Origin of the sequence: Photobacterium sp. BZF1 (genome assembly GCF_014349205.1) — a bacterium.
GTDB lineage: Bacteria > Pseudomonadota > Gammaproteobacteria > Enterobacterales > Vibrionaceae > Photobacterium.
Genome location: NZ_JACSOF010000011.1, coordinates 19,738 through 45,181, shown reverse-complemented (window position 1 = coordinate 45,181; position 25,444 = coordinate 19,738). Strand labels below are relative to the sequence as shown.

The 25,444-nt window shown below is 52.4% G+C and carries 22 protein-coding genes; 3 read left to right on the top strand and 19 right to left on the bottom strand.

Annotation, left to right across the window (positions count from 1 at the left end):
- The first annotated feature begins 16 nt into the window (after nt 1-16).
- Nucleotides 17-1,204: a YibE/F family protein gene (locus BIZ37_RS03940; protein WP_187460398.1), complete on the top strand. Its 1,188-nt coding sequence runs from the start codon at nt 17-19 to the stop codon at nt 1,202-1,204.
- A gap of 194 nt (nt 1,205-1,398) precedes the next feature.
- Nucleotides 1,399-3,972 carry a DNA mismatch repair protein MutS gene (gene mutS / locus BIZ37_RS03935; protein ID WP_255526664.1) on the top strand — a complete coding sequence of 858 codons (2,574 nt, stop codon included), beginning with the start codon at nt 1,399-1,401 and terminating at the stop codon, nt 3,970-3,972.
- A 131-nt stretch (nt 3,973-4,103) separates the two neighbouring features.
- Here mutS and rpoS read toward each other — a convergent pair whose 3' ends face one another.
- From rpoS to rlmD, 13 genes are all read right to left on the bottom strand, one after another.
- Nucleotides 4,104-5,096, bottom strand: coding sequence for an RNA polymerase sigma factor RpoS (rpoS, locus tag BIZ37_RS03930; RefSeq protein WP_107300808.1), 993 nt, complete (start codon nt 5,094-5,096; stop codon nt 4,104-4,106).
- A 57-nt stretch (nt 5,097-5,153) separates the two neighbouring features.
- Complete coding sequence (locus BIZ37_RS03925; RefSeq protein WP_255526665.1) at nt 5,154-6,104, bottom strand: peptidoglycan DD-metalloendopeptidase family protein; 951 nt, start codon at nt 6,102-6,104, stop codon at nt 5,154-5,156.
- A gap of 14 nt (nt 6,105-6,118) precedes the next feature.
- Complete coding sequence (locus BIZ37_RS03920) at nt 6,119-6,748, bottom strand: protein-L-isoaspartate(D-aspartate) O-methyltransferase (RefSeq protein ID WP_187460396.1); 630 nt, start codon at nt 6,746-6,748, stop codon at nt 6,119-6,121.
- Nucleotides 6,749-6,753: 5 nt separating this feature from the next.
- Nucleotides 6,754-7,500: a 5'/3'-nucleotidase SurE gene (gene surE, locus BIZ37_RS03915; protein ID WP_187460395.1), complete on the bottom strand. Its 747-nt coding sequence runs from the start codon at nt 7,498-7,500 to the stop codon at nt 6,754-6,756.
- Nucleotides 7,481-8,545 carry a tRNA pseudouridine(13) synthase TruD gene (gene truD, locus BIZ37_RS03910; RefSeq protein ID WP_187460394.1) on the bottom strand — a complete coding sequence of 355 codons (1,065 nt, stop codon included), beginning with the start codon at nt 8,543-8,545 and terminating at the stop codon, nt 7,481-7,483. Before truD ends, surE begins: the two co-directional genes overlap by 20 nt.
- 63 nt (nt 8,546-8,608) lie before the next feature.
- Complete coding sequence (ispF, locus tag BIZ37_RS03905) at nt 8,609-9,082, bottom strand: 2-C-methyl-D-erythritol 2,4-cyclodiphosphate synthase (protein WP_107300822.1); 474 nt, start codon at nt 9,080-9,082, stop codon at nt 8,609-8,611.
- A complete protein-coding gene (gene ispD, locus BIZ37_RS03900; protein WP_187460393.1) occupies nt 9,082-9,780 on the bottom strand; it encodes a 2-C-methyl-D-erythritol 4-phosphate cytidylyltransferase in 699 nt (232 codons plus the stop codon). The genes ispF and ispD overlap by 1 nt, the downstream gene beginning before the upstream one ends.
- 5 nt (nt 9,781-9,785) lie before the next feature.
- The gene (ftsB, locus tag BIZ37_RS03895; RefSeq protein ID WP_107300813.1) at nt 9,786-10,058 is read right to left on the bottom strand and encodes a cell division protein FtsB; all 273 of its coding nucleotides are present in this window, start codon (nt 10,056-10,058) and stop codon (nt 9,786-9,788) included.
- Nucleotides 10,059-10,265: 207 nt separating this feature from the next.
- Nucleotides 10,266-11,567, bottom strand: a complete 1,302-nt coding sequence (gene eno, locus BIZ37_RS03890) for a phosphopyruvate hydratase (RefSeq protein WP_044622522.1) — start codon at nt 11,565-11,567, stop codon at nt 10,266-10,268.
- An 80-nt stretch (nt 11,568-11,647) separates the two neighbouring features.
- The gene (locus BIZ37_RS03885) at nt 11,648-13,288 is read right to left on the bottom strand and encodes a CTP synthase (protein ID WP_107300815.1); all 1,641 of its coding nucleotides are present in this window, start codon (nt 13,286-13,288) and stop codon (nt 11,648-11,650) included.
- A 205-nt stretch (nt 13,289-13,493) separates the two neighbouring features.
- The gene (gene mazG / locus BIZ37_RS03880) at nt 13,494-14,297 is read right to left on the bottom strand and encodes a nucleoside triphosphate pyrophosphohydrolase (protein WP_187460392.1); all 804 of its coding nucleotides are present in this window, start codon (nt 14,295-14,297) and stop codon (nt 13,494-13,496) included.
- A gap of 73 nt (nt 14,298-14,370) precedes the next feature.
- The gene (gene relA, locus BIZ37_RS03875) at nt 14,371-16,602 is read right to left on the bottom strand and encodes a GTP diphosphokinase (protein WP_187460391.1); all 2,232 of its coding nucleotides are present in this window, start codon (nt 16,600-16,602) and stop codon (nt 14,371-14,373) included.
- Nucleotides 16,603-16,634: 32 nt separating this feature from the next.
- Nucleotides 16,635-17,954, bottom strand: a complete 1,320-nt coding sequence (rlmD, locus tag BIZ37_RS03870) for a 23S rRNA (uracil(1939)-C(5))-methyltransferase RlmD (protein ID WP_107300818.1) — start codon at nt 17,952-17,954, stop codon at nt 16,635-16,637.
- Nucleotides 17,955-18,107: 153 nt separating this feature from the next.
- Between rlmD and barA the strand changes: the two genes are divergently transcribed.
- The gene (barA, locus tag BIZ37_RS03865) at nt 18,108-20,894 is read left to right on the top strand and encodes a two-component sensor histidine kinase BarA (protein ID WP_187460390.1); all 2,787 of its coding nucleotides are present in this window, start codon (nt 18,108-18,110) and stop codon (nt 20,892-20,894) included.
- 193 nt (nt 20,895-21,087) lie between these two features.
- Here barA and acpS read toward each other — a convergent pair whose 3' ends face one another.
- Genes acpS through lepB form a run of 6 tightly spaced genes read right to left on the bottom strand, consistent with a single transcriptional unit; the run spans nt 21,088 to nt 25,401 of the window.
- Complete coding sequence (acpS, locus tag BIZ37_RS03860; RefSeq protein ID WP_187460389.1) at nt 21,088-21,468, bottom strand: holo-ACP synthase; 381 nt, start codon at nt 21,466-21,468, stop codon at nt 21,088-21,090.
- Entirely contained in the window at nt 21,468-22,199 is a 732-nt protein-coding gene (pdxJ, locus tag BIZ37_RS03855) for a pyridoxine 5'-phosphate synthase (RefSeq protein ID WP_044622515.1), read from the bottom strand. Before pdxJ ends, acpS begins: the two co-directional genes overlap by 1 nt.
- On the bottom strand, nt 22,196-22,906 hold the full coding sequence (recO, locus tag BIZ37_RS03850; RefSeq protein WP_187460388.1) for a DNA repair protein RecO: 711 nt from the start codon (nt 22,904-22,906) through the stop codon (nt 22,196-22,198). Before recO ends, pdxJ begins: the two co-directional genes overlap by 4 nt.
- A gap of 8 nt (nt 22,907-22,914) precedes the next feature.
- On the bottom strand, nt 22,915-23,820 hold the full coding sequence (gene era / locus BIZ37_RS03845) for a GTPase Era (RefSeq protein ID WP_107300920.1): 906 nt from the start codon (nt 23,818-23,820) through the stop codon (nt 22,915-22,917).
- Entirely contained in the window at nt 23,817-24,491 is a 675-nt protein-coding gene (gene rnc, locus BIZ37_RS03840) for a ribonuclease III (RefSeq protein WP_107300919.1), read from the bottom strand. Before rnc ends, era begins: the two co-directional genes overlap by 4 nt.
- A 10-nt stretch (nt 24,492-24,501) precedes the next feature.
- A complete protein-coding gene (lepB, locus tag BIZ37_RS03835; RefSeq protein ID WP_187460387.1) occupies nt 24,502-25,401 on the bottom strand; it encodes a signal peptidase I in 900 nt (299 codons plus the stop codon).
- Nucleotides 25,402-25,444: the final 43 nt, after the last annotated feature.

Sequence of the window (25,444 nt, the reverse complement as noted above, 5' to 3'; positions counted from 1 at the left end):
TCTTCTGGTTTGCGCTATGAAACGTATTTATTTTCCTTTTTTTATTTTTTGTCTCGCCACTGCATTATTCTTGTTTTCGCCCGAATGGAGCTCACAATTCCGTCCAGCAAACTCCCTTTCTCAGCAGTTTGTTACAGCAACTGTCGAGAGCATCGAAGTGGATGAGACCCACCCCGATCCAATGGTACCGTCTATACGAACAGGGCGTCAGCGTCTCACAGCCACAATCAACAGTGGAGAATTTGCTGGGCAGCAAAAGCAGATAGAGAACAATATCAGTCGTCTACACAATGTAGCAGTAGCGCCTAGTGATAGCTTTATTGTAATGATCCGCGAACAGGCCAATGGCACACTGTTTTGGCCCTTTAATCATAATCGCCTACCAGCCATCGTAACTATGCTTGGTTTTCTCATCTCCCTCGTCGTCGCTTTTGGGGGCTGGCAGGGTGTTAATTCCATGGTTTCACTCTACTTTACCGCCTCACTGATCATTGGGGTTTTGATCCCGGGCATTTTCGCGGGCTGGCACCCGGTCCCGTTGACCATAGGCTTAGTCGGGTTAAAAATCGCCGTAAGTTTTCTACTTATCGCAGGCTGGAGTCGTAAGTCATTGATTGCTATGTTAGGCACAATTAGCGGAGTTATCGCTGCCGGTTTATGTGCCCAATTGTTTGGTGAAATGGCCCACCTCAACGGTTTGTACCTAGATAAGGGGGAAGATCTGCTCTATCTCGGTGGCCAGTACCAGGTCAATGTTCGCTGGCTATTATTTGTTGCCATCGTCATATCTGCACTTGGCGCCGTGATGGACGTGGCAATTTCAATGGTTTCTTCCTACCAAGAGTTGCTCGAAGCCAACCCCCACCTCTCAGCCAAGCAATACTCGATCGCGACCATGCGGATCGGTCGTGATATTTTAGGCACGATGACCAACACATTGATCCTGGCTTTTGTCGGCAGCTCCCTCACCACCATGATGATGATTTGGGGCTTCCAGATGCCATTCCTGCAATTTATCAATATTCCAGCTATCTCGTTATCCATCATTCATGGCCTGGCTGGTAGCATCGGGTTGACCTTAACTATTCCAGCTACAGTAGCTTGCTGTAACTTGTTGTTGCAACCTCATACCACCACTATCAAAGCCTCCCGAAGGAATGAAGACTCTCCGCCACCGGTCACATCAGGACATTCCGGAGCATAACAGGAGTGTTAGCCGAGTATGTGAAAGTGAAAAGCTGCAGTTGGGCAGTATTATCTCTGCCCAACAAGCCGAGCTTGGCTAAATCAGTACTTCCAGCTTATCCGCTGTTTCTCTAAAGCTTGTCGATTTGGTATCCTTCGTCGTTATCGCAATCCGCGCCTCCATCCCATTTCTATTCGTCGGTGCCGTTACCCATGAAAAACAAAGACAAAGAACAGAAACATACTCCAATGATGCAACAATTCTTACGGATCAAGGCAGAGAATCCGGAAGTCTTGCTGTTCTATCGGATGGGGGATTTCTACGAACTGTTTTTTGATGACGCCAAACAAGCTTCACAGCTGCTGGATATATCGCTGACCAAGCGCGGCTCATCCAATGGCCAGCCGATCCCGATGGCAGGGGTGCCATACCATGCAGTTGAAGGCTATCTTGCCCGCCTTGTCCAACAAGGGGTGTCAGTTGCCATCTGTGAACAAATTGGTGACCCAGCAACCAGTAAAGGACCGGTCGAGCGCAAGGTTGTGCGGATCATTACACCAGGTACCGTCAGCGACGAGGCGCTACTTAGCGAACGTCAAGACAACCTGATTGCTGCCATTTTTCATGAAGGCAATAAGTTCGGTTACGCCACATTGGATATCACTTCGGGCCGCTTCATGCTGACCGAGCCCGAAACCGAAGAAGCGATGCAGGCTGAACTACAACGCACCAGCCCAGCGGAACTACTCTATCCGGAAGATTTCGACCTGCCTGGCTTATTCCACGGTATGAAAGGTGCCCGCCGCCGCCCGGTGTGGGAATTCGATCTCGATACCGCGCGCCAGCAGCTAACCATGCAGTTCGGTACCCGCGACTTAGTGGGCTTTGGTGTCGAGCAAGCCGAGCATGGCCTGTGTGCTGCCGGTTGCCTGATGCAATATGTCAAAGACACCCAGCGTACCGCCCTGCCGCATATCCGTGCCATTACCCTGGATACCAAAGATCACTCAGTGATCCTAGACGCGGCGACCCGCCGTAACCTTGAGTTGACCCAGAACCTAGCCGGTGGCTTTGACAACACCCTCGCCTCGGTACTGGATCAGACCGCAACGCCGATGGGCAGCCGCTTGCTCAAGCGCTGGCTGCACCAGCCAATCCGTGACCGCCAACAGCTAAATGGTCGTCTTGATGCCATTACCAGCTTCAAAGACACCGGCTTGTTTTTAGATATCGCCGGGGTATTGCGCCACATGGGCGATCTGGAACGTATCCTTGCCCGCCTAGCACTGCGCTCTGCCCGACCGCGCGATCTTGCCCGTATGCGAACCGCATTGCAGCACCTACCAGAGCTGGCTGAAATGCTTGGCGAAACCGACCAACACCGCATCAGCGAGCTAGCTGGCCTAGCCGCACCGATGGACGAGCTGTGTGAACTGCTCGAGCGGGCAATTATCGAGAACCCGCCCGTGGTGATCCGTGACGGTGGCGTACTGGCGCCGGGCTACAACGCAGAGCTGGACGAGTGGCGCGATTTGGCCGACGGTGCCACCAAATTCCTTGAAGAGCTGGAAGCCAACGAGCGCGAGCGCCATGACATCGACAGCCTGAAAGTCGGTTTCAATAATGTCCACGGTTTTTACATCCAAGTCAGCCGCGGCCAGAGCCACTTGGTGCCAAGCCACTATGTGCGCCGCCAGACGCTGAAGAATGCCGAGCGCTACATTATCCCCGAGCTCAAAGAGCACGAGGACAAGGTCCTCAACTCCAAATCAAAAGCCTTGGCACTAGAGAAAAAGCTATGGGAAGAGCTGTTTGATCTGCTGTTACCACACCTAGAGCAGCTACAAAATGCCGCAGCCGCTATCTCAGAGCTCGACGTGCTTGCCAACTTGGCCGAGCGTGCCGATACCCTGAACTACTGCCGTCCGGAGTTGACGGAAACAACCGGTATTGAAATCACCGCAGGCCGCCACCCGGTGGTCGAGCAGGTATTGAGCGAACCGTTTATCGCTAACCCAATCTCGCTCCACCATGATCGCCGGATGTTGATCATTACCGGCCCGAATATGGGCGGTAAGTCGACCTACATGCGCCAAACAGCATTAATCGCCTTATTGGCCCATGTCGGTTCTTTTGTCCCGGCCGAAGCCGTTAAGATCGGGCCGCTGGATCGGATCTTTACCCGTATCGGTGCTTCTGACGACTTGGCGTCAGGCCGTTCGACTTTCATGGTAGAAATGACCGAAACCGCCAATATCCTGCATAATGCAACGCAAAATAGCCTTGTTTTGATGGATGAGATCGGCCGTGGCACCAGTACCTATGACGGCTTGTCGCTAGCTTGGGCCAGTGCCGAGTGGCTAGCAGACAAGATCTCTGCCATGACGCTTTTCGCCACCCACTACTTCGAGTTAACTGAACTGCCATCGCTGATGGATGGGCTTGCCAATGTCCACCTCGATGCAGTGGAGCACGGTGACGAGATTGCCTTCATGCATGCAGTACAAGAAGGCGCAGCCAGCAAGTCTTACGGCTTGGCAGTCGCAAGCCTGGCCGGGGTACCAAAATCGGTGATCAAGCGTGCTAAGTTCAAGCTTCAGCAACTCGAAGCCAGCGGCCACCAGCAGGCCGTTGCACCCGCGAGCCAAGCTCCAGTTGCCGAGCAACAATTGAGCCTGCTGCCGGAGCCAAGTGAAGTTGAGGAAGCCCTGGCTCGTATCAACCCGGATGAAATGACACCACGCCAAGCCCTTGATGAGTTGTATCGCCTGAAAGCCTTGATGTAATTGGGCTATTGGCTATTGGCTATTGGCTATTGGCTATTGGCTATTGGCTAAGCAAGGTAATAAAAAGGGATGCCGTTGGCATCCCTTTTTGCAATTACCGGTAAAAGTGTGGAATAAAAGAACCCGGCTTTCTACATTTGTTCCTGGTTGAACAGTGACTCGATACTTAGCCCTTGGTGGGTCAGCATATCGCGCAAACGACGCAGGCCTTCAACCTGGATCTGGCGAACTCTTTCCCGTGTCAGGCCAATCTCGCGACCAACATCTTCCAATGTCGATGCTTCATAGCCTAGTAGGCCAAAGCGGCGGGCCAGCACTTCGCGCTGTTTCGGGTTGAGCTCCTGTAACCAATGGACGATGGATGTTTTGATATCATCATCTTGGGTCGACGTTTCCGGGCCACCACTTTTTTCATCAGGAATGATATCCAGCAGGGCTTTTTCCGAGTCGCCACCGATAGGGTTATCTACCGAGCCAACACGCTCATTGAGGCGAAGCATCCGATTTACATCATCAACGGATTTATCCAGCTTGAGTGCAATATCTTCCGCCGTCGGCTCATGGTCTAGCTTCTGTGCCAGCTCACGGGCAGTACGGAGGTAAACATTCAGCTCTTTGACGACGTGGATTGGTAGGCGGATTGTCCGGGTTTGGTTCATGATAGCCCGCTCAATCGTCTGGCGGATCCACCACGTTGCATAGGTAGAAAAACGGAAACCGCGCTCCGGATCGAACTTCTCTACCGCACGGATCAAGCCCAGGTTGCCTTCTTCGACTAAGTCGAGCAAAGCCAAACCTCGGTTGCTGTAACGGCGTGAAATTTTAACCACCAAGCGGAGGTTACTTTCGATCATTCGCTTGCGGGCAACTTCGTCGCCCCGCAGTGCACGGCGGGCGTAGAGGACTTCTTCCTCTGCAGTTAACAAGGGTGAAAAACCAATTTCACCAAGGTAGAGTTGGGTCGCGTCCAGAGCTTTCTGCGTAGCCCCGTATTGCGACATATCGACATCATCATCGCTAGCACTAACATCTTCGGTTTTGGCTTCGACAGTTGCGGAATCAGCTTCCATTTCTTCTTCAAAATCAAAATCTTCGATATCTGCAGCAGTATTGCTTCCACTCATAGCGCCTCCCAGATGGCGAGTTAGCAAGACATTACAACTTTAACTATGCCATGTTGTCTATCGCGGTAAATACCGCATAGGATCTACGGATTTACCTTTGTAACGGATCTCAAAATGCAGCTTTACTGTATTTGTGCCCGAGCTTCCCATTGAAGCAATTTTCTGGCCAACCGATACCTTTTGCTGCTCCTTCACATAAACCTGGTCGTTATGGGCATAGGCACTGAGGTAATCATCGTTGTGCTTGATAATGACCAAATTACCGTACCCGCGGAGCGCATTTCCGGCATAGACCACCACCCCATTTGCTGATGCATTGACAGCTTGTCCACGCTGCCCGGCGATGTCGATACCTTTGTTGCCATTCTCCGAGTTGGAGAACTTAGCAATTACACGCCCCTTTGACGGCCAAGTCCACTTTGCCACTTTGGTGTTGCTAGGTTGCGGCTTAGATGTAACAACTTTGTTACTTTTGGTTTTTTGAGAGTACTCTTTTGTGGGAGCCTGATCAACATTTTTATTGGCGGCTTTTTGCTCGTTTTGTTTTTGAGACACTGCTGCCTGAGCCGGTTTCTGGGAGGCCGGTTGAGTAGCAGTCTGAGCTGTTGCCGCAGGTTTTGGCTGAGCAGGTTTTGAGTTGGTTGTTTTTGTTGAAGATTTAGCAGCCGGCGCCGCAGCGACTGCTGCCGGGGCTACCCGTCCATACTTCGGGGCGACATACTTCGGCCGCCATAGCTGCAACTTTTGACCGGGAAAAATGGTATAAGGCTTCGACAATTTATTACTTGCAATAATATCGTCGACATCACGCCCGGTAATGTAGGAGATAAAATACAAGGTATCGCCTTTTTGCACTTCATAGTAGCTCCCACGGTAGCTACCGCGCTCAAGGCTGTTGTAGTCTTTGCCCAGGCTCATCACCGGCGCAGGGCTATGGTTACTACAGCCAGACAGCATCAAGCCGGCAACTAACGCTGCCAGCTTCCACGTCCTTGCTGAAGGCAACATCCCTACCATATAACCTAGGCCAACTCCCCGGCGACAAGCGGAACAAAACGCACGGCTTCAATATCACGGTAAGCAAAGCGATCCCCCTCGCGGATAATCACTTTCAGTACCTGCGAATGCTCACCAACAGGGATGACCAAACGACCACCGTCGGCTAATTGCGTTAACAATTCAACAGGGATCTCAGCCGCCGCCGCTGTCACGATAATCGCATCGAACGGGCCTTTGCCTGCCCACCCGCGCCAGCCGTCACTGTGCTTGGTCGAAACATTATGTAACTCAAGCTGCTTCAAACGGCGCTTGGCTTGCCACTGTAATGCCTTGATCCGCTCAACGGAATAGACGTGGTTAACCAAATGTGCCAGCACTGCAGTCTGGTAGCCCGAACCCGTGCCGATTTCAAGGATCCTTGAGTCAGGTGATAGCGCCATTAACTCCGTCATCTTGGCAACAATATACGGCTGCGAGATAGTCTGCCCACTGCCAATAGGCAGAGCATTATTCTCATAAGCTTTGTGTGACAGGGCTTCATCGATAAATCGCTCCCGCGGGACAGATGCCATGGCCTGAAGCACCTTGTCATCTTTGATTCCCTGCCGGCGCAAATAGTTCAGCAAAAGCGTCCGCTCGTCCACATAGCGCATTGCGACTATTTCTCCTGTTGCTCAATCCAAGAGCCAAGCCCTGCCAGCGCATCATGCGCGGTAAGGTCGACCTGCAGTGGCGTTATCGACACACACTGCTGTTCAATAGCGTAAAAATCAGTACCCGGACCGGCATCCTGGCAAGGACCCGGAGGCCCCAACCAATAGAGCTCCTTGCCCCGGGGATCGGTGCCTTTTACCATATTCTCAGCTCGGTGACGGGCACCAAGACGGGTTACCTGCCAGCTCCCCAACTCAGAATAAGCGACATCCGGTACGTTGATATTTAAAATTTTATTGCTCGGCAAGGGTGCTGACTGCATTTTTTGCAGTACTTGCTTCACCACTTGCGCCGCGGTATCAAAATGTTGGTGCCCGACCAAGGAGACAGCTATCGCCGGCACGCCAAGGAAATGGCCTTCTGTTGCCGCCGCTACCGTACCGGAGTACAGCACATCATCACCGAGGTTGGCACCATGGTTGATGCCGGCAACCACGACATCAGGACGGTCATCGAGCCATTCGTTCAGTGCAAAATGGACACAATCTGTCGGTGTCCCTTCCACTGAGATCCGCTGTTCGCCTTCGTGGCGGATCCGCAGCGGGTTATCCAAGGTCAATGAGTTTGATGCCCCTGAGCGATTGCGGTCCGGGGCAACCACCGTTACCTCGCCAATTTCACTCAGGACAGCTGCCAAGGTGTTGATCCCCTCGGCAAAGATACCATCGTCGTTACTGATCAGAATTCGCATCGTATCCTTCCTGTTGTTGCAGCTCAACCATGAGCTCGCGAACCACCGCAGTGGCAAAACAGCCCGCCGGTAGGGCAAAAGAAACGGTTACCTTATCGCCATCTTGCTGCCAGGCCATGTCCTGCGGTTTAAGTAGCAGTGGACGGCGTTCATGACGCATGCGGTTGTCTCGAACTAGCTTCAGTAGATGCGGCTCTTGCTCGGCAATAGCCATTTCAAACGCTTCCGCCTGGCCGCTGGTCGGCAGGGCATTATCCCCCATCATTGGTGCAGTGATAGAGGCCGTCCCGTTATCTACGGCTTGCTGCCACTGTGCAATATCAGCCTCAACCAAACGATCGCGATCATCACCCTCGACGTCCAGCAGGTCGCCATCCATAACAGTATGGACAGTGTGCTGTTCGATACGGGCAGACAAGATTAAATTAAACATCCATGAGCGCGCTGCAGACAGGTAGAAGCTACGCTTGCTCTTGTCGCGCACACGAAATTCGTCATTACCCCAGGCACGGGCCTTGGTGACATTGTTACCGCCATGACCAAAACGCTGTTCGCCGAAGTAGTTCGGGACACCGAGTTGCTGTACCTGAGCAAGCCGGGCTAACACATCCTCTGGCTGGTCAAGCTCGCGCAGCGTCAGTTGGAACCAGTTGCCGCTCAAATCCCCCGGACGGAGCTTTTTATCATGGCGTGCAGTTTCAAGCACTTCAACACCCGGGTGCTCAGCCACGAACTGTGCCAAGTCAGGGTCCGGCTTGCCCGGTAAATGAACGCTGAGCCATTGCTCGGTCACCGCGTGACGGTCTTTCAAGCCAGCCCAACTGACATCACGTGATTTCACACCACAGGCTTTAGCTAGCTCATTGACGACATATTTGGTGTTTTCTCCGGTTTTACGGATCTTCACCATAAAATGCTCGCCCACACAGGCAAACTCAAAGCCAAGGTTTTCCTTTACTACAAAATCTTCAGGCTCAACCTTAATGCGGCCCTGACAGCTTGGTTTTCCATACAACCAGCTGAAGTTGTCCATTACCGTAGACATAATTACACCATTCTTTAGCAGCACCGAGATGCCAGAAGGCAAGGCTATATCGCCCTACCCGATTTATTCTTTGTTGATCAGCACAACCGCTTCACAGGCGATGCCTTCTTTACGCCCGGTAAAACCTAGACGCTCCGAGGTGGTCGCTTTGACATTGACATTCTCAATATCAGTTTCCAAATCCTCGGCGATAGCCTGGCACATTGCATCAATGTGCGGTGCCATTTTAGGGGCCTGGGCAATAATAGTGACATCCACGTTACCCAAGGTGTAGCCTTTCGCTTTAACTTTACGGTATACATCGCGCAGCAGCATACGGCTGTCAGCCCCTTCCCACTCCGCATCGGTATCAGGGAAGTGACGGCCTATATCACCCGCACCAATAGCCCCCAGCAAGGCGTCGCAAACTGCATGCAGCGCGACATCACCGTCAGAATGTGCAATCAGGCCCTGTTCGTAAGGAATAGCAATGCCTCCGATAATTACCGGCCCTTCGCCACCAAATTTATGCACGTCAAAACCGTGTCCAATTCGCATCATTGCTCTTCCTTCAATAAGTGTTGCAGATAAAATTCCGCGATAGCGAGATCTTCCGGTTGGGTCACCTTCAGATTATCAGCCCGCCCCGCCACTAACTTAGGTGCCATGCCACAATGCTCCAGGGCCGAAGCTTCATCGGTCACGACCGCCCCATCATCCAGCGCTTTTTCCAGTGCCTGCTTCAACTGGCCTGCCCGGAACATCTGTGGCGTTAAGGCATGCCAGAGGTCGCTGCGTTCAACCGTCACCGCGATAGCTTGCTGACCATTGCCGCGCTTCATGGTATCGCGCACTGGCGCTGCCAAGATAGCGCCATAATCGCTAGCCTGTGCTTCATCAATCAACCTTTGCAGGTCCTGCTGGCGCAAACATGGGCGAGCGGCGTCATGGACCAGCACCCAAGCACTAGGATCATCAATCGCTGCCAAACCAGAAAAGACAGAGTCAGCGCGCTCGGCGCCACCGTCAACACGCGTTACCTTTGGGTTCTCCGCCAACGACAAGGTTGGGAAGTATGGATCCTGCTCGCTAATAGCAACAACGACGCGCTCTATCATCGGATGCTGCAACAAACGGTCAATGGTATGTTCGAGAATCGTCTTGCCAGCAATGTGCAAGTACTGTTTCGGTCGGTCAGCAGCCATCCGGCTACCGACGCCAGCAGCCGGAACGACTGCGATCAATTTTTCTTTCATGGAATTCAATCACTGACAATGCGGAAAAAGGTCTCGCCCGTTCCGATCATACCCAGCTCGTTACGGGCCCGCTCTTCGATAGCTTCCTGACCACGGTGCAAGTCATGAATTTCGAAATACATCTGCTGGTTACGTTGAACCAATTCGGCGTTGGCCTGTTGCTGCACCGCAACGTTATCACGCACCGCAAGGTAGTCGGCCATGCCGTTTTTGCCGAGCCAGAAGTCATATTGTAACCAGCCGAGGATTGCCAGCAGCAGGAGGTTTAACAATCGCATTGCGCCCTCTTGGCAATGGTTAAGAAATTAATCTAATCATAACAGATTGAAACACAAAGACGTGTCAAGCCGCTGGTAATAATCCCATAAGTTGCACTCTGACACTAGGGGCTATAGGCCCCCAAGCAACCATTCGCCCATAAAAAAACCGCCCATGATGGGCGGTTTTTAGTATCGGCTCGGGTTACCCCGATGCGCAGCTTTTAATTAAGCTTGGCCTTTAACTTCTTTAAGACCGTTGTAAGGTGCTTTCTCACCTAGCGCTTCTTCGATACGGATTAGCTGGTTGTACTTAGCAACACGGTCAGAACGGCTCATAGAACCAGTCTTGATCTGGCCAGCAGCAGTACCTACCGCTAGGTCAGCGATAGTTGCATCTTCAGTTTCACCAGAACGGTGAGAGATAACTGCAGTGTAACCAGCGTCTTTAGCCATCTTGATAGCAGCTAGAGTTTCAGTTAGAGAACCGATCTGGTTGAACTTGATAAGGATAGAGTTAGCAACGCCTTTCTCGATACCTTGAGCAAGGATCTTAGTGTTAGTAACGAATAGATCGTCACCTACTAGCTGGATCTTGTCGCCTAGTAGTTCAGTCTGGTGCTTGAAGCCATCCCAGTCAGACTCGTCTAGACCGTCTTCGATAGAAACGATTGGGTACTCAGCAACTAGACCAGCTAGGTAGTGGTTGAACTCTTCAGAAGTGAAGATCTTACCTTCGCCTTTCATGTTGTAGTTGCCAGCTTCTTTGTCGAAGAACTCAGATGCAGCACAGTCCATAGCAAGAGTAACGTCTTTGCCTAGCTCGTAGCCAGCTAGCTCAACAGCTTCTTTGATTGCAGCTAGAGCAGCAGCGTTTGACTCTAGGTTAGGAGCGAAACCACCTTCGTCACCTACAGCAGTGCTCATGCCTTTAGACTTAAGAACTTTAGCTAGGTTGTGGAATACTTCAGCACCGATACGTAGACCTTCTTTAAGAGTCTTCGCGCCAACTGGCTGGATCATGAACTCTTGGATGTCAACGTTGTTATCAGCGTGCTCACCACCGTTGATGATGTTCATCATTGGTAGAGGCATAGAGAACTGACCAGCAGTACCGTTTAGCTCAGCGATGTGCTCGTATAGAGGCATGCCTTTAGCTGCTGCAGCAGCTTTAGCGTTCGCTAGAGATACAGCTAGGATTGCGTTTGCACCGAAGTTAGACTTGTTTTCAGTGCCGTCTAGGTCAAGCATGATCTGGTCGATTTCAGCTTGTGCTTTAGCGTCTTTACCTACTAGAGCTTCCGCGATTGGGCCGTTCACAGCTTCAACAGCTTTAAGAACACCTTTACCTAGGAAACGAGACTTGTCACCGTCGCGTAGCTCAAGAGCTTCACGAGAACCAGTTGATGCACCAGATGGTGCAGCAGCCATACCTACGAAACCGCCTTCTAGGTGAACTTCAGCTTCTACAGTTGGGTTACCACGTGAGTCAATGATTTCACGACCTAGAACTTTAACGATCTTAGACATTGTGTTTCCTCTTGCTTTATCTTCAAATTAAAAGCTAAAAAAATAGCTGCAGCCATCACTGCCACAGCTATCCGTAATCCTTACTTGTTAAGCTCACCACGCTGGTTTGCACCAGCCGCTTTCACGAAGCCTTCAAATAGAGGGTGGCCATCGCGAGGCGTTGAGGTGAACTCAGGGTGGAACTGAGCAGCCACAAACCATGGGTGGTTCGGGATCTCAATGATTTCCACCAATTTCTTGTCTGCAGACAGACCAGAAATCTTAAGACCTGCTTTCTCTAGTTGAGGAAGTAGGTTGTTGTTTACTTCGTAGCGGTGACGGTGACGCTCGTGAATTGTTGGGTTACCGTATAGCTCACGCGCTTTAGAACCTTCAGCTAAGTGACATAGCTGAGAGCCCAGGCGCATAGTACCGCCAAGGTCAGACTTCTCGGTACGCTCTTCAACGTTACCTTCGCCATCAACCCACTCAGTGATCAGGCCAACAACAGGGTTCTTGGTGTCAGCATTGAACTCAGTAGAGTGAGCGCCTTCAAGGCCAGCGACATTTCGAGCAAACTCGATCAGTGCAACCTGCATACCTAGGCAGATGCCAAGGTAAGGGATTTTGTTTTCACGGGCGTACTGTGCAGTTAGGATCTTACCTTCTACACCACGGCCGCCGAAACCACCAGGAACCAAGATAGCGTCAAGGCCTTGTAGGGCTTCCTCGCCTTTGCTCTCAACATCTTGAGAGTCAACATACTTGATCTTCACAGACAGGCGGTTCTTCAGGCCTGCATGCTTAAGCGCCTCGTTCACTGACTTGTACGCGTCTGGTAGTTCGATGTACTTACCCACCATACCGATAACGACTTCGGCAGTTGGGTTCGCTTCTTCGTAGATCACTTGTTCCCACTCAGAAAGATCAGCTTCCGGCGCAGTAATGCCGAAACGCTGACATACCAAGTCGTCAAGACCCTGAGCCTTGATAAGCTGTGGGATCTTGTAGATAGAATCTACGTCTTTCATTGAGATAACTGCTTTTTCCTGAACATTACAGAACAGTGCAATCTTGGCACGCTCGTTAGCAGGGATCATACGGTCAGAACGACATACAAGGATGTCTGGCTGAATACCGATAGAAAGCAGTTCTTTCACAGAATGCTGGGTTGGCTTAGTTTTCACTTCACCAGCCGCTGCCAGGTATGGTACTAGCGTCAGGTGCATGAACATTGCGCGCTCGCGGCCCAGTTCAACAGCTAGCTGACGGATAGCTTCCATAAATGGTAGAGATTCGATATCACCTACTGTGCCGCCCACTTCGACGATAGCAACGTCGTGGCCTTCTGCACCAGCAATAACACGCTCTTTGATGGCGTTGGTGATGTGTGGGATAACCTGAATCGTTGCACCTAGGTAGTCACCACGACGCTCTTTACGCAGTACATCAGCGTAAACGCGGCCCGCAGTGAAGTTGTTGCGCTTAGTCATCTTGGTACGGATGAAACGCTCATAGTGACCTAGGTCAAGGTCAGTCTCTGCACCGTCTTCCGTTACGAATACTTCACCATGTTGAATTGGGCTCATTGTGCCTGGGTCAACGTTGATGTAAGGGTCTAGTTTCATCATGGTCACTTTCAGACCACGTGCTTCTAGAATAGCCGCCAGCGATGCTGCAGCAATACCTTTACCTAGTGAGGATACGACCCCGCCCGTAACAAAAATGTAATTCGTTGTCATGTTTTACCTGGAAGATTGGTATAGAGGATATAAAAAGTATCTGGACGGGAAATTAGTATACCAGACACACTTTATTGCCACAACGTGAAAACTATCACAGCACGTTTGGTTTTTTTTTGTTTCAAATCAATTCTACTAAACTGGGTGACTATTGATTGTCCACTCAATGCTGCCATTGGTCACCATCAAGCCACCCCGCTCAATATTACTTCTGCTCACGCTGTTTCACTTCGTCCCAGATAGCATCGAGATAATCGAGCGAGCAATCGTCAAGGCGCTTCCCTCTTTCTAGCACAGTTTTCTCCACTTCGCGAAACCGGCGCTCGAATTTTTGGTTGGCTCGCGCTAAGGCCACTTCCGGTTTGACCTTTACATGACGGCTGAAATTGGCGACAGCAAACAGCAGATCACCCATTTCTTCTTCGATTTTACCCTGATCGGGTGACACCTGGATGACTTCTTCCATCACCTCTTCGATCTCTTCCTGGACCTTACCGACCACCGGGCCCAAGGTGTCCCAGTCAAAGCCATGCTTAGCACAACGCTTTTGAATTTTATCAGCGCGGATCAAAGCTGGCATTGCACGGGGGATATTCGCAAGGATACTCTCATCACAGCCCTTGCTCGAACGCTCCTTGGCTTTCTCCGCTTCCCAGTTGGCGTTGATGTCGGCCTCACTGGCAAACTTGGTATCCGCAAAGACATGGGGATGCCGGCGGGTCAGCTTTTCATTGATCCCTTCCACTACATCATCAAAGTCAAACAGCCCTTGCTCCTTGCCCAGCTGGCTGTAGAAAATCACCTGGAACAGCAAATCACCCAGCTCTTCCCGGACATCATCCCAATTCTGCTGCTCAATCGCATCAGCCACTTCATAGGCTTCTTCCAGGGTATGCGGCACAATCGTGGCAAAGGTCTGCTTCAAATCCCACGGGCAGCCATTTTGCGGGTCACGTAGCTTGGCCATGATCGCTACCAATTGTTCGATAGGGCGCTGTGTTTTACTCATTGGATTATTCTCTGTCTGCAAAAGAAAAAGCGGCAGCCTCGGCTCCCGCTTTTGTCATTAATCATAATACCGTTTAGTGTAGCCTTTTCGCTTCAGCAACGTCTCTCACTTGCTCGATACGCTTGAGTACCCGGCTCAGTACTTCCAGATCGGTCAGCTCGATATCAAAGTCCATGATCGACATCTGCTTCTTGTAGTCGACCCGGCTCTTCATGCCCGCCACTTTGACCTTCTCGTTGGCCAAGGTATTGGTCAGCTCTTTGAGCAGACCGTTACGCTCTGCCGCCGTGACCCTTACCGTGATGTGGTAATTGCCAACAAAGCCGCCGCCCCATACCGTATCGATAATACGCTCCGGCGCGACATGGCGCAGTTCTTCAAGCTGCTCACAGTCACTGCGGTGAACCGAAATCCCCCGCCCCTGCGTCACGAAGCCCTGAATGTCATCACCTGGAATTGGCTGGCAACAACGGGCAAGGTGGGTCATCAGGTTATCGACCCCTTCCACCACCACAGCATCTCGCTGCGGTTTTTTGGTTGTTGCCGTCTTACTGCTGGCCTCAGTCAGCTTCTCAAGCAACTGCTGGTCTTCTTCCTCGGCAGTCGGCTTGTTGACCAGGGCATTGATGTGGTTGATAACCTGGTTGATACGCAAGTCACCACTTCCGATACCGGCAAAAAGCTCATCAGCCGAATTGACGTTGAAGCGCTTGAGCGCATAGGCCTCGGCATCTTTCATGGTGGCGCCGATCTTGACCAGTTCGATTTCCAAGATCTCACGGCCTGCCAAGATGTTCTTGTCGCGGTCCTGCTTACGGAACCAAGCATGGACCTTCGAACGGGCGCGGCTAGAGTTCACAAACCCAAGGTTCGGGTTCAACCAGTCACGCGACGGGTTCGGCTCTTTCTGGGTGATGATCTCGACCTGGTCACCCATCTGCAAATTGTAAGTGAATGGCACAATGCGCCCTTCGACCTTGGCACCAATACAGCGGTGGCCAACTTCAGAGTGGATGTGGTAAGCGAAATCCAACGGCGTGGCATCAAGCGGCAAGTCGACCACATCGCCTTTTGGGGTAAAGGCATAGACTCGGTCGTCAAAGACCTGGCTACGCAGCTCTTCGAGCATCTCGCCCGAGTCGGACATCTCTTCCTGCCAAGCCAATAGCTTACGCAGCCAGTTGATTTTCTCGTCGTAAGATGACTTGGCACCGCCAGACGATGACCCACTTTCCTTGTACTTCCAGTGGGCCGCAACCCCCAGCTCCGACTCCTCGTGCATCTGCTTGGTACGGATCTGGATCTCTATTGTCTTGCCTTCCGGCCCCAGCACCACGGTGTGAATTGACTGGTAACCATTAGGTTTCGGGTTGGCGACATAGTCGTCAAACTCTTTTGGCAGGTGGCGGTACTTGGTATGGACGATACCCAGCGCGGCATAACAGTCCTGTATTTCGTCAGCAATGATCCGCACCGCACGGACATCGAACAGCTCGTCGAATGCCAGGCTCTTTTTCTGCATCTTGCGCCAGATGCTGTAGATATGCTTCGGACGCCCCTGCACATCGGCCTTGATCGCCGAGGCTTTCATGTCATCGGCCAAGTCCGTCACGAAGTGCTCGATGTATTGCTCGCGGTCAATACGGCGCTCGGACAGCTGCTTGGCAATCTGCTTGTAAGTGTCCGGGTGGCGGTAGCGGAAAGCGTAGTCTTCTATTTCCCACTTGAGCTGACCGATACCCAGGCGGTTTGCCAGTGGTGCATAGATGTTGGCACACTCTTTGGCTGCCGCCCTACGCACCTCATCCGGCTCGTCTTTTACTTCACGCAGGTTACAGATCCGCTCGGCCAGTTTGATGACCACGCAGCGGAAGTCATCGACCATCGACAGCAGCATACGGCGGATATTATCGACTTGCGCAGACTGCTCGGCACCTTCCTTGGTGGCGTTGAGCTGGCCGATAGCCGCCATCTGGCCAACACCAGTGACCATCTGCAAAATTGTATTGTTGTAGTCTTCCTTGAGCTGCTCTGGGCTATATACGCCGGCTTCCACCAATGGGAACAGCAAAGCAGCCACCAGCGTATCTTTGTCCATGCTAAGCGTTACCAGGATCTCGACCATCTCGCGACCACGCCATAGCAATAATGACGCGCGCTCGTCCTCTGTCGTTAAATCGATACATCGCTGATAGGTCTTGGCTAGATGCTTGGTGACCTTGGCATCTAGCTTGAGGCTATCAACCCACGAAGAAAGCTCGAATGTATCATTTTCCTTTAAATGCGCACCGCGAACTGCGACCATTTTTCTATCCTGTTTACTCTAGTAATGTGAGCCTATCGCTTGATAAATAACGCCATCGACTCCAAATGTCCGGTATGGGGGAACATGTCCATCATACCCAACCGTTCCAACTGATAACCTTGCTTCAGTAATACCTGGCTGTCTCGTGCCAGCGTTGCTGGATTACAGGAGACATACACCACCCGCTCCGGGCCCAAATTTACCACGTGCTGCATAACGCCAGCTGCACCGGCCCGGGCAGGATCCAGCAGGACCTTACTGAACTTTTCTTTTGCCCACGACTTTGTCGTGACATCTTCTTCCAGGTTGGCTTGATAAAACTCAGCATTAACCTGTTGATTATTTTTTGCATTCTCAGATGCACGATGCACCATCTCGTCGACGCCTTCAACACCAACCAGTGCTTTTGCTTGCTTTGCGAGCGGTAGACTGAAGTTACCAAGCCCACAGAATAGATCAAGCACCCGGTCATCAGGTCCGACAGCCAACCAGTCCATAGCCTGTGCGACCATCTTCTGGTTCACCTCACGGTTAACCTGGATAAAATCCTTCGGCGAGAAAACCAGCTCCAAGCCATCCAACTCATAATATGGTGCTGGCCCGGAAATGCTATCAATCGCATCAGAAGTGGGGGCCAGGTACAACATTAGCTGGTGTTGGTCAGCAAACTGACGGATGGCGGTCATGTCTTTGTCAGAAAAAGGCTGCAGGTGACGGATAAGTACCACACGGCCATTGTCGGCTTCCACTAGCTCGACATGGCCAAGGTGCTTACGGCCTTTCAGCTGGGATAACAGACTCCGCAATGGCGGCAAAAGTTCATTCAGTGATTGCGCCAGCACCGGACAATGTTCAACGTCGACAATTTCCTTGCTTTGCTTCTTGCGAAAACCCACCTTTAGCTCACCACCTTTTGGCATAATGCTAAGTCGGGCACAGCGGCGGTATTGCCATTCATCACTTGTGATCGGGGCAACTTGCTCGACCTGCTCGCCGGTACGGGCAAACTTGCCCATTAGCTCGCCCAACGATTGCTGCTTGGCAGCCACCTGACCCTGATGGGATAAATGCTGCAGGTTACAACCACCACATTGGTCATAGATAGGACAGGCCGGCGCAACACGCTCTTCGCTGTCGCTAAGGCGGCGGATCACTTTGGCCCTGGCAAACTGCTTTTTGTCTTCCGTCAGCTGGATGATTGCCTTCTCTCCTGGCAACACCCCCTCGACAAAAACCGGCTTGCGGTCGAGGTGGCCGATACCGGCACCAAGGTGGTCGAGCCGGCTGATGGTAATTTCTTTATGCTTGGTATCGGTTAATTTTCGTTTCTGAGGCTTGAAAAAGCGTGCCATAGTAATTGGACCCACGGAGCAATTTGCCCAAACTGGTGATTTCAACAACAGTTTGGGATGAGTTGATTGTCGAATAGCCTGACTTTCATTAAGCTAGCGGCCATAGATGGGATAATTGTCCCATAGAATCGCATTCTTGTAATTAAGAGAACCATGACCAAATATGGACTTCGTGCCAGGGTATTCACCCTGACATTAGCACCGACGCTGATTATTGGCCTGCTTTTGAGCGCATTTTTTACTATGAGCCGATATCGCGATCTTGAACACCAGCTTATCTCGACCGGTGCCAGCATTATCGAGCCCTTGGCGATCTCCAGCGAATATGGCATGGCCGATCAAAACCGTGAGGCTGTGCGCCGGTTGATCAGCTACGCCCACCGCAAGCACTCACAAATCGTGCGCAGTATTGCGGTCTTTAATACCAAAAACGAGCTGTTCGTAACCTCGAATTTCCACCGTAATTTCGAGGCGTTGATGTACCCAGAGGATCAACCGATACCGCTGCTTCTGGAAACTAGGCTCAACGAAAATTCACTGATCCTGCGGGCCCCCATCCTCAAAGAGGGCCAGTTCAGTAACTCATCTATTCCCGGCTACCAAGCCGAAACCCTTGGTTACATAGCCCTCGAACTCGACTTGAGTGCCCTGCGCCTGCAACAGTACCAGGAAGTGTTCACCGCCCTGATGGTACTACTGCTGGGCCTGACGCTGTCATCGCTGTTTGCCTACCGCTTGATGAAAGACGTCACCCGCCCTATCTCGCACATGGTGAGCGTGGTCGACCGGATCCGCCGTGGCCACCTCGATGTCCGTATCGAAGGCCAACTGCTGGGCGAGCTGGATACGTTGAAAAACGGTATCAATGCAATGGCGATTTCGCTGTCTGAATACCATATCGAGATGCAACAGAGTATCGATCAGGCCACCTCGGATCTGCGTGAAACGCTGGAGCAGCTTGAAATTCAGAACGTCGAACTGGATATCGCGAAGAAACGTGCGCAAGAGGCGGCTCGGGTGAAATCCGAATTCCTGGCCAATATGTCGCACGAGCTACGTACCCCGCTCAACGGGGTCATTGGCTTTACCCGGCAGATGCTCAAAACGCGCCTGAGTACCAGCCAGCAGGACTACCTGCAGACAATCGAGAAGTCAGCCAACAACCTGCTGACCATCATCAACGACATTCTCGACTTCTCCAAGCTGGAAGCCGGTAAGCTGTTGCTTGAAAACATCCCGTTCGACTTTACCGAGTCCCTCGATGAGGTCATGAAACTACTGGCCCCAAGTGCCCACGAAAAAGGGCTCGAGCTAACCCTCAAAGTCGACCACCGCATTCCGAGCGGTATGATCGGCGACCCGCTGCGTATCCAGCAGGTACTGACCAACCTGATTGGTAACGCGGTCAAATTTACCGAACGCGGCAACATCGATGTCTCGGTCGAACTCAAAACCGACCGTGACGAGAGCCTCGAATTGCAATTTATGGTGCGTGATACCGGTATCGGGATCTCCGAGCGCCAGCAAGCCCAGCTATTCCAGGCCTTTAGCCAGGCTGATGCCAGCATCTCCCGCCGATATGGCGGTACCGGACTAGGCCTTGTCATCACCCAGAAACTGGTGAGCCAGATGGGCGGTGAAGTCAGCCTGACCTCCCGTCTGCACCAAGGCTCGACCTTCTGGTTCAGCCTGCGCCTCAACAAGACCGATTTGCCGGTGTCGCAGCCTATTGACACCCACACGCTGATGAACAAGAAACTGCTGCTTATCGAGCCGAACATGCAAGCAGCATCGGTGATCCAGCAGCGTTTGATCCGTGCCGGTATCCATGTCACGTACCGTTCAAGCATGCCGGATGATGCCGAGCAGCATGACTTTGCCTTGCTCAACCTGTCTCCGGGCGAACAGCCACCCATCGCCACCTTGCTCGATCAGGTCTTCAAGGCCGAGCAGTTAAGCGAAAAAGTGATCGTCAGCCTGCCAACCACCGAACTGGCACTCTCTGAGCGCCTGATCAATGCCGGGGTTACCTCTTGCTTGCCGAAGCCGCTGGGTCACCGCAAACTGTTTGAGGCATTAGTCAGCGAACCGGATCAGTTCAGTGAGCCAGAGCCGCAGCCAATTACCGCCGAGGCACCAAACATCCAGCCTCTGACTGTCATGGCTGTCGATGATAACCCGGCCAACCTCAAGCTGATTTCAGCCCTGTTGTGCGAGCGGGTCGAAACGGTGATCACCGCCAGTGGTGGCCGCAAGGCCGTGGAGTATGCCCACCAGAAAGAGTTCGATTTGATCTTTATGGATATCCAGATGCCGGAAATGGATGGTGTCACCGCCTGTCAGGAAATCCATAAAACGGATCTTAACCACTCAACCCCTGTCATTGCCGTGACTGCCCATGCGATGGCCGGTGAGCGCGAGCGCCTGATTGAAGCCGGCATGGATGATTACCTGACCAAACCTATCGAAGAGCGGATCCTGCAGCAGATCCTCGCCAAATGGACCACACCACACGACAAGCCAGTACTCGAGCTCGATGCGCCAGCACCAGAGCAAACTGAAACAGAGGAAGGCAAAAGTGAGGCACCAACGCCAGTCAACAGCAATGTGAGCTGGGATTGGGAATTGGCCTTGAAACAAGCCGCGGGTAAGGAAGAGCTAGCCAAAGATATGTTGCAGATGCTTCTCGACTTCATGCCTGAGGTAGAGATGCTGGTCAACGAAGCGCTCGACGGCAAAGATATCGAGCTGTGGCCGCCAATCCACAAGCTTCACGGTAGCTGTGCCTATAGCGGCGTACCGCGCCTCAAGAGCCTGTGCCACACCATCGAAACCGAGCTCAAGGCCGGTGCCAGCACCGAGGACATCGAACCGGAGCTGTTTGAGCTCATCGATGAGATGAACAATGTGGTGAAGGCGTCTAAGGCTTATAGGCACTAAGCGAGGCGATGGGCGATGGGCGATGGGCGATGGGCGATGGGCGATGGGCGATGGGCGATGGGCGAACCAGGTTGTTTGCAAGAGCCTAACCACGTCAAGCTCTTGCTTTTCCTTTGGCCTCTAGCCATTTTACCAATGGCCAAGCTTCTTTGCTTAGCCCCAGAGCCTAGGGCCCGCTCTTCCCAGTGCCGCTTTAGGTTTCCAACACCACCGTCGCGACTGCGTACTTTTTCTCGTCGGCAATCGTCAGGTGGACGTGGTTGACGCCCATTGCTTCGGCTAACTCTGCGGCCTTGCCCGACAAGGCCAGCAGGGGCTTGCCGCGCTCGTCGTTGGTCACGGTAAAGTCATGGAAGGTGACCCCGCAGGCAATACCTGTGCCCAGTGCTTTCGAGGCTGCTTCCTTGACCGCAAAGCGCTTGGCCAAATAGCGACCCTGCTGTTTGAGGGATTGGTAAACCTCGTACTCACTCGGGGCCAGCAGGCGCTGGGCAAAGGCATCGCCGGTACGGGCGAAGGCTTTCTCCACCCGCTCGATATCAGCGATGTCAGTTCCTAGGCCAACAATCGCCATTAACGGCGGGCACTCAGCATTTCAGCACGCATGTCTGCAACGGCTTTTTCCAAACCATCAAACACCGCGCGGCCAATGATAGAGTGGCCGATATTGAGCTCGTACAGTTCAGGCAATGCCGCGATTGGCTTGACGTTGTGGTAAGTCAGGCCATGGCCGGCGTTGACCTTGATACCCTGATCATCTGCGTAACTTGCAGCCGCAGCAATCTTCTTCAGCTCTGCCTGCTGCTCTTCTTCTGTTTCGGCATCGGCGTAATGACCGGTATGTAGCTCGATGTAAGGTGCGCCACAGGCAACTGCCGCATCAATCTGGGCACGGTCTGCATCGATGAACAGAGAAACTTTGATTCCAGCTTCAGTCAGCGTTGCAGTTGCCGCTTTGATTTTCTCTAGCTGGCCCGCCACATCCAAGCCGCCTTCGGTAGTCAGCTCTTCACGCTTCTCTGGTACCAGGCAAACGAATTCCGGTTTGGTATCCAGTGCGATCTGGACCATCTCATCGGTCACGGCCATTTCAAGGTTCATGCGGGTCTGGATAGTCTCGCGCAGAATGCGTACGTCGCGATCAGTGATATGGCGGCGGTCTTCGCGCAGGTGGATGGTAATACCGTCAGCTCCGGCACGCTCAGCCACCTCAGCCGCATGCACCGGATCAGGATAACGGGTGCCACGTGCATTACGTAGAGTCGCAATATGGTCGATATTCACGCCGAGTAAGATGTTGTTCATTTTCCGGTACTCCTTCCTCTAGGGATAAACAATTCCCTGCTTTTTAATGGTTTGCCGCCAAGATAAGGCTTCAGAGCGATACGGGTAAAGCGCTTCGCTGCCCGGAGCTGATCCGGGTTCTCGAACCGCCTTGCGGCAATCGCCTTGAGTTGTCCACCGGTGAAGGTCAGCTGCCCGACCGTCAGCGAGGCAATAAACCCGCGCTGTTCCCGGTAGTTATAAGTCATGGTGTCATCCACCGGCAGGCCGCTGCCCGCACAATGGAGGAAGTCCACACCATAGCCGAGATGATCCAGCAAAGCCAGTTCAAAACGGCGCAGTGCAGGCTCTGGATTCTCCGCCTGTGCCAGTTCACGCAGCACATTCAGGTAATCCAGAAACAACACGGGGTAAGGGGTATCGGTTTCCAGCACCCGCGCCAACAATTCATTGACGTACATGGCAGAATAAAGGATATAGCTGCGCATAGGCAGGCCGATACTGATCGGCTCGGCATGGGTTAATACGGGCATGGTGCCCTTGCCGGACCATTTCATGAAAAGTGGGGTAAAAGGCTGGAGCGCCCCTTTGAGGTTGGAGCGCTTGCGGCGCGCCCCCTTCGAAAGAAGGGTAAGACGGCCCGAGTCCTCGCTAAAGACGTCGAGGATCAGGCTCGTCTCGCTATAAGGACGAGTATGAAGGACAAAACAACGCTGAAGCCCTTCCATTCGCTACCTTATAGATCGTCAATATAGCCTAGGCTACGCAGGGCTCGTTCATCATCCGCCCAACCGGATTTCACTTTCACCCATAGCTCAAGGTAAACCTTGCGCTCGAATAGGTCTTCCATGTCGATACGTGCTTCGCGGCCGATGGTCTTGATCTTGTCGCCACCCTTGCCGATCACCATTTTCTTCTGGCCCTTACGCTCAACCAGGATCAGGCCATTGATATCAAAGCCGTCGGTATCTGGGTTGTAGTCAAAGCGCTCGATTTCTACCGTGATAGAGTACGGAAGCTCGTCACCGGTAAAGCGCATCAGCTTCTCACGGATGATCTCAGATGCCATGAAACGCTGGGAGCGGTCTGTGACATACTCCTCAGGGAAGTAGTACTCACATTCCGGCAAATGTTCACGAACGATCTTTTCAACCGCATCGATGTTAGTGCCGTGCTTCGCCGATACCGGCACCACATCGACAAATTCCATCTTGCTCGACAGCTCCTGCAGGTGCGGGAACAGCTCATGCTTGTCTTTGACGTTGTCGACCTTGTTGACCAACAGCACCGTACGCAGGCCCGACTTGGCCAGCTTGTTGAGTACCATCTCGTCGTCTTTGGTCCACATGGTGCCGTCAACCAAGAACAGCACCAACTCAACATCGGTCAGCGAGCTGCTAGCTGCACGGTTCATCAAACGGTTGATGGTACGCTTTTCTTCGATGTGAAGACCCGGGGTATCAACGTAAACCGCCTGGTAACCGTCACGGGTATCAACACCCATAATGCGGTGGCGTGTGGTCTGTGGTTTACGCGAAGTGATAGAGAGCTTCTGGCCGACCAAACGGTTCAGGAGCGTCGATTTACCAACATTCGGGCGACCGACGATGGCAATAAAGCCACAATGTTGCTTATCTGTCATGATTCCAACTGCTTAAGTGCAATTTCTGCCGCTGCCTGCTCTGCCTTGCGCCGACTGCCGCCTTTACCGATAACAGGTTTCTCCAAACCTGCCACTTCACACTGCACCGTAAACTCTTGGTTGTGTGCCTCACCATGTACCTTAGTCACAGTATAAACTGGCAATGGCTGGCGACGACCCTGCAGGCATTCCTGCAGGCGGGTTTTTGGATCTTTCTGGTTGATACCCGGCTTGATCGTTTCAAGGCGAGACTGGTACCAACGCAGCACGATACCGCGGACATTTTCGATATCGCTATCAAGGTAGATAGCACCGATGATTGCCTCGACACAGTCGGCCAGGATCGAATCACGGCGGAAACCACCGCTCTTGAGCTCACCTGGGCCAAGCAGCAAGTGATCACCTAAGTCGAACTCACGGCCCAGCTCTGCCAATGTCTTACCACGCACCAAGGTGGCACGCATGCGGCTCATATCGCCCTCATCCACTGCCGGGAAGCGGTGGTAAAGGTCGTCAGCGATCACGAAGCTGAGGATCGAGTCACCCAGGAACTCAAGGCGTTCGTTGTGTGTCCCGTTGGCACTGCGGTGTGTCAGTGCCAAAGTCAGCAAGTCTAGATTGTTAAATTGGTAACCCAGCTTACGCTGAAGTCTGTTTGCAGGAGTGGTCATTTTTTCCCGATCAGTTTATGCCACCGATGCGATTGAATCGCACACCGGTAGGAATCCAAGATGGAAGTGCACTGTCAGCACCTCGTTCAAACTCAAAGCTGATCCAGATCCCGACCGCTTTGCCTACTAGGTTAGCTTCAGGTACGAAGCCCCAGTAACGGCTATCTGCACTGTTGTCGCGGTTATCACCCATCACGAAATACTGGCCTTCTGGTACCACCCACTCGCTAACACCCGGACGTGGCTGATAAGCCAATGTACGGTCACGCTTAAGCGGATGAACTAGAATTTGGTGCTCATGCTCGCCCAACTGCTCGTTGAACTGCACCAAACGGGTCATGCCCTGGCTAAATTCGCTGTCGGTCATCTCTGTCAACGGTACTGGCTTACACTCGTTAGACCCTTTCGCTGCCACACAAATTTGCTTGTGGGCACTGTAGCGAACGGTATCGCCCGGCAAGCCAACAACACGCTTGATGTAATCGATGTTTGGCTGAGGCGGGTACTTGAATACCACGATATCACCACGTTCTGGCTCACCGGTTTCAATCATTTGATGACGGAAAACCGGGTCTTTCAGACCGTAGGCAAACTTCTCAACCAGAATAAAATCACCAACCAGCAAGGTTGGCATCATCGAACCGGATGGGATCTGGAACGGCTCATAAATAAATGAGCGAAATACCATAATGAGCGCGATCACCGGAAACATCGAACTGGCAGATTCTACCCAGCTCGGTTGCGGTGCCACGGCCTGTAGGGTTTTAGCATCCACCTGATCGCCGGCATTGACTGCCGCCGCTTCAATTTTCAATTGACGTTTTGGCGCCCAGATAAATTTATCCAAAGCCCAAATGATCCCGGTCACCAATGTTGCCAGCACCAGGATAAGCGAAAAAGTATTTGCCATTATCTTCCCTACTTATATCAATTACCGAGTGGGCGGCAGCAGC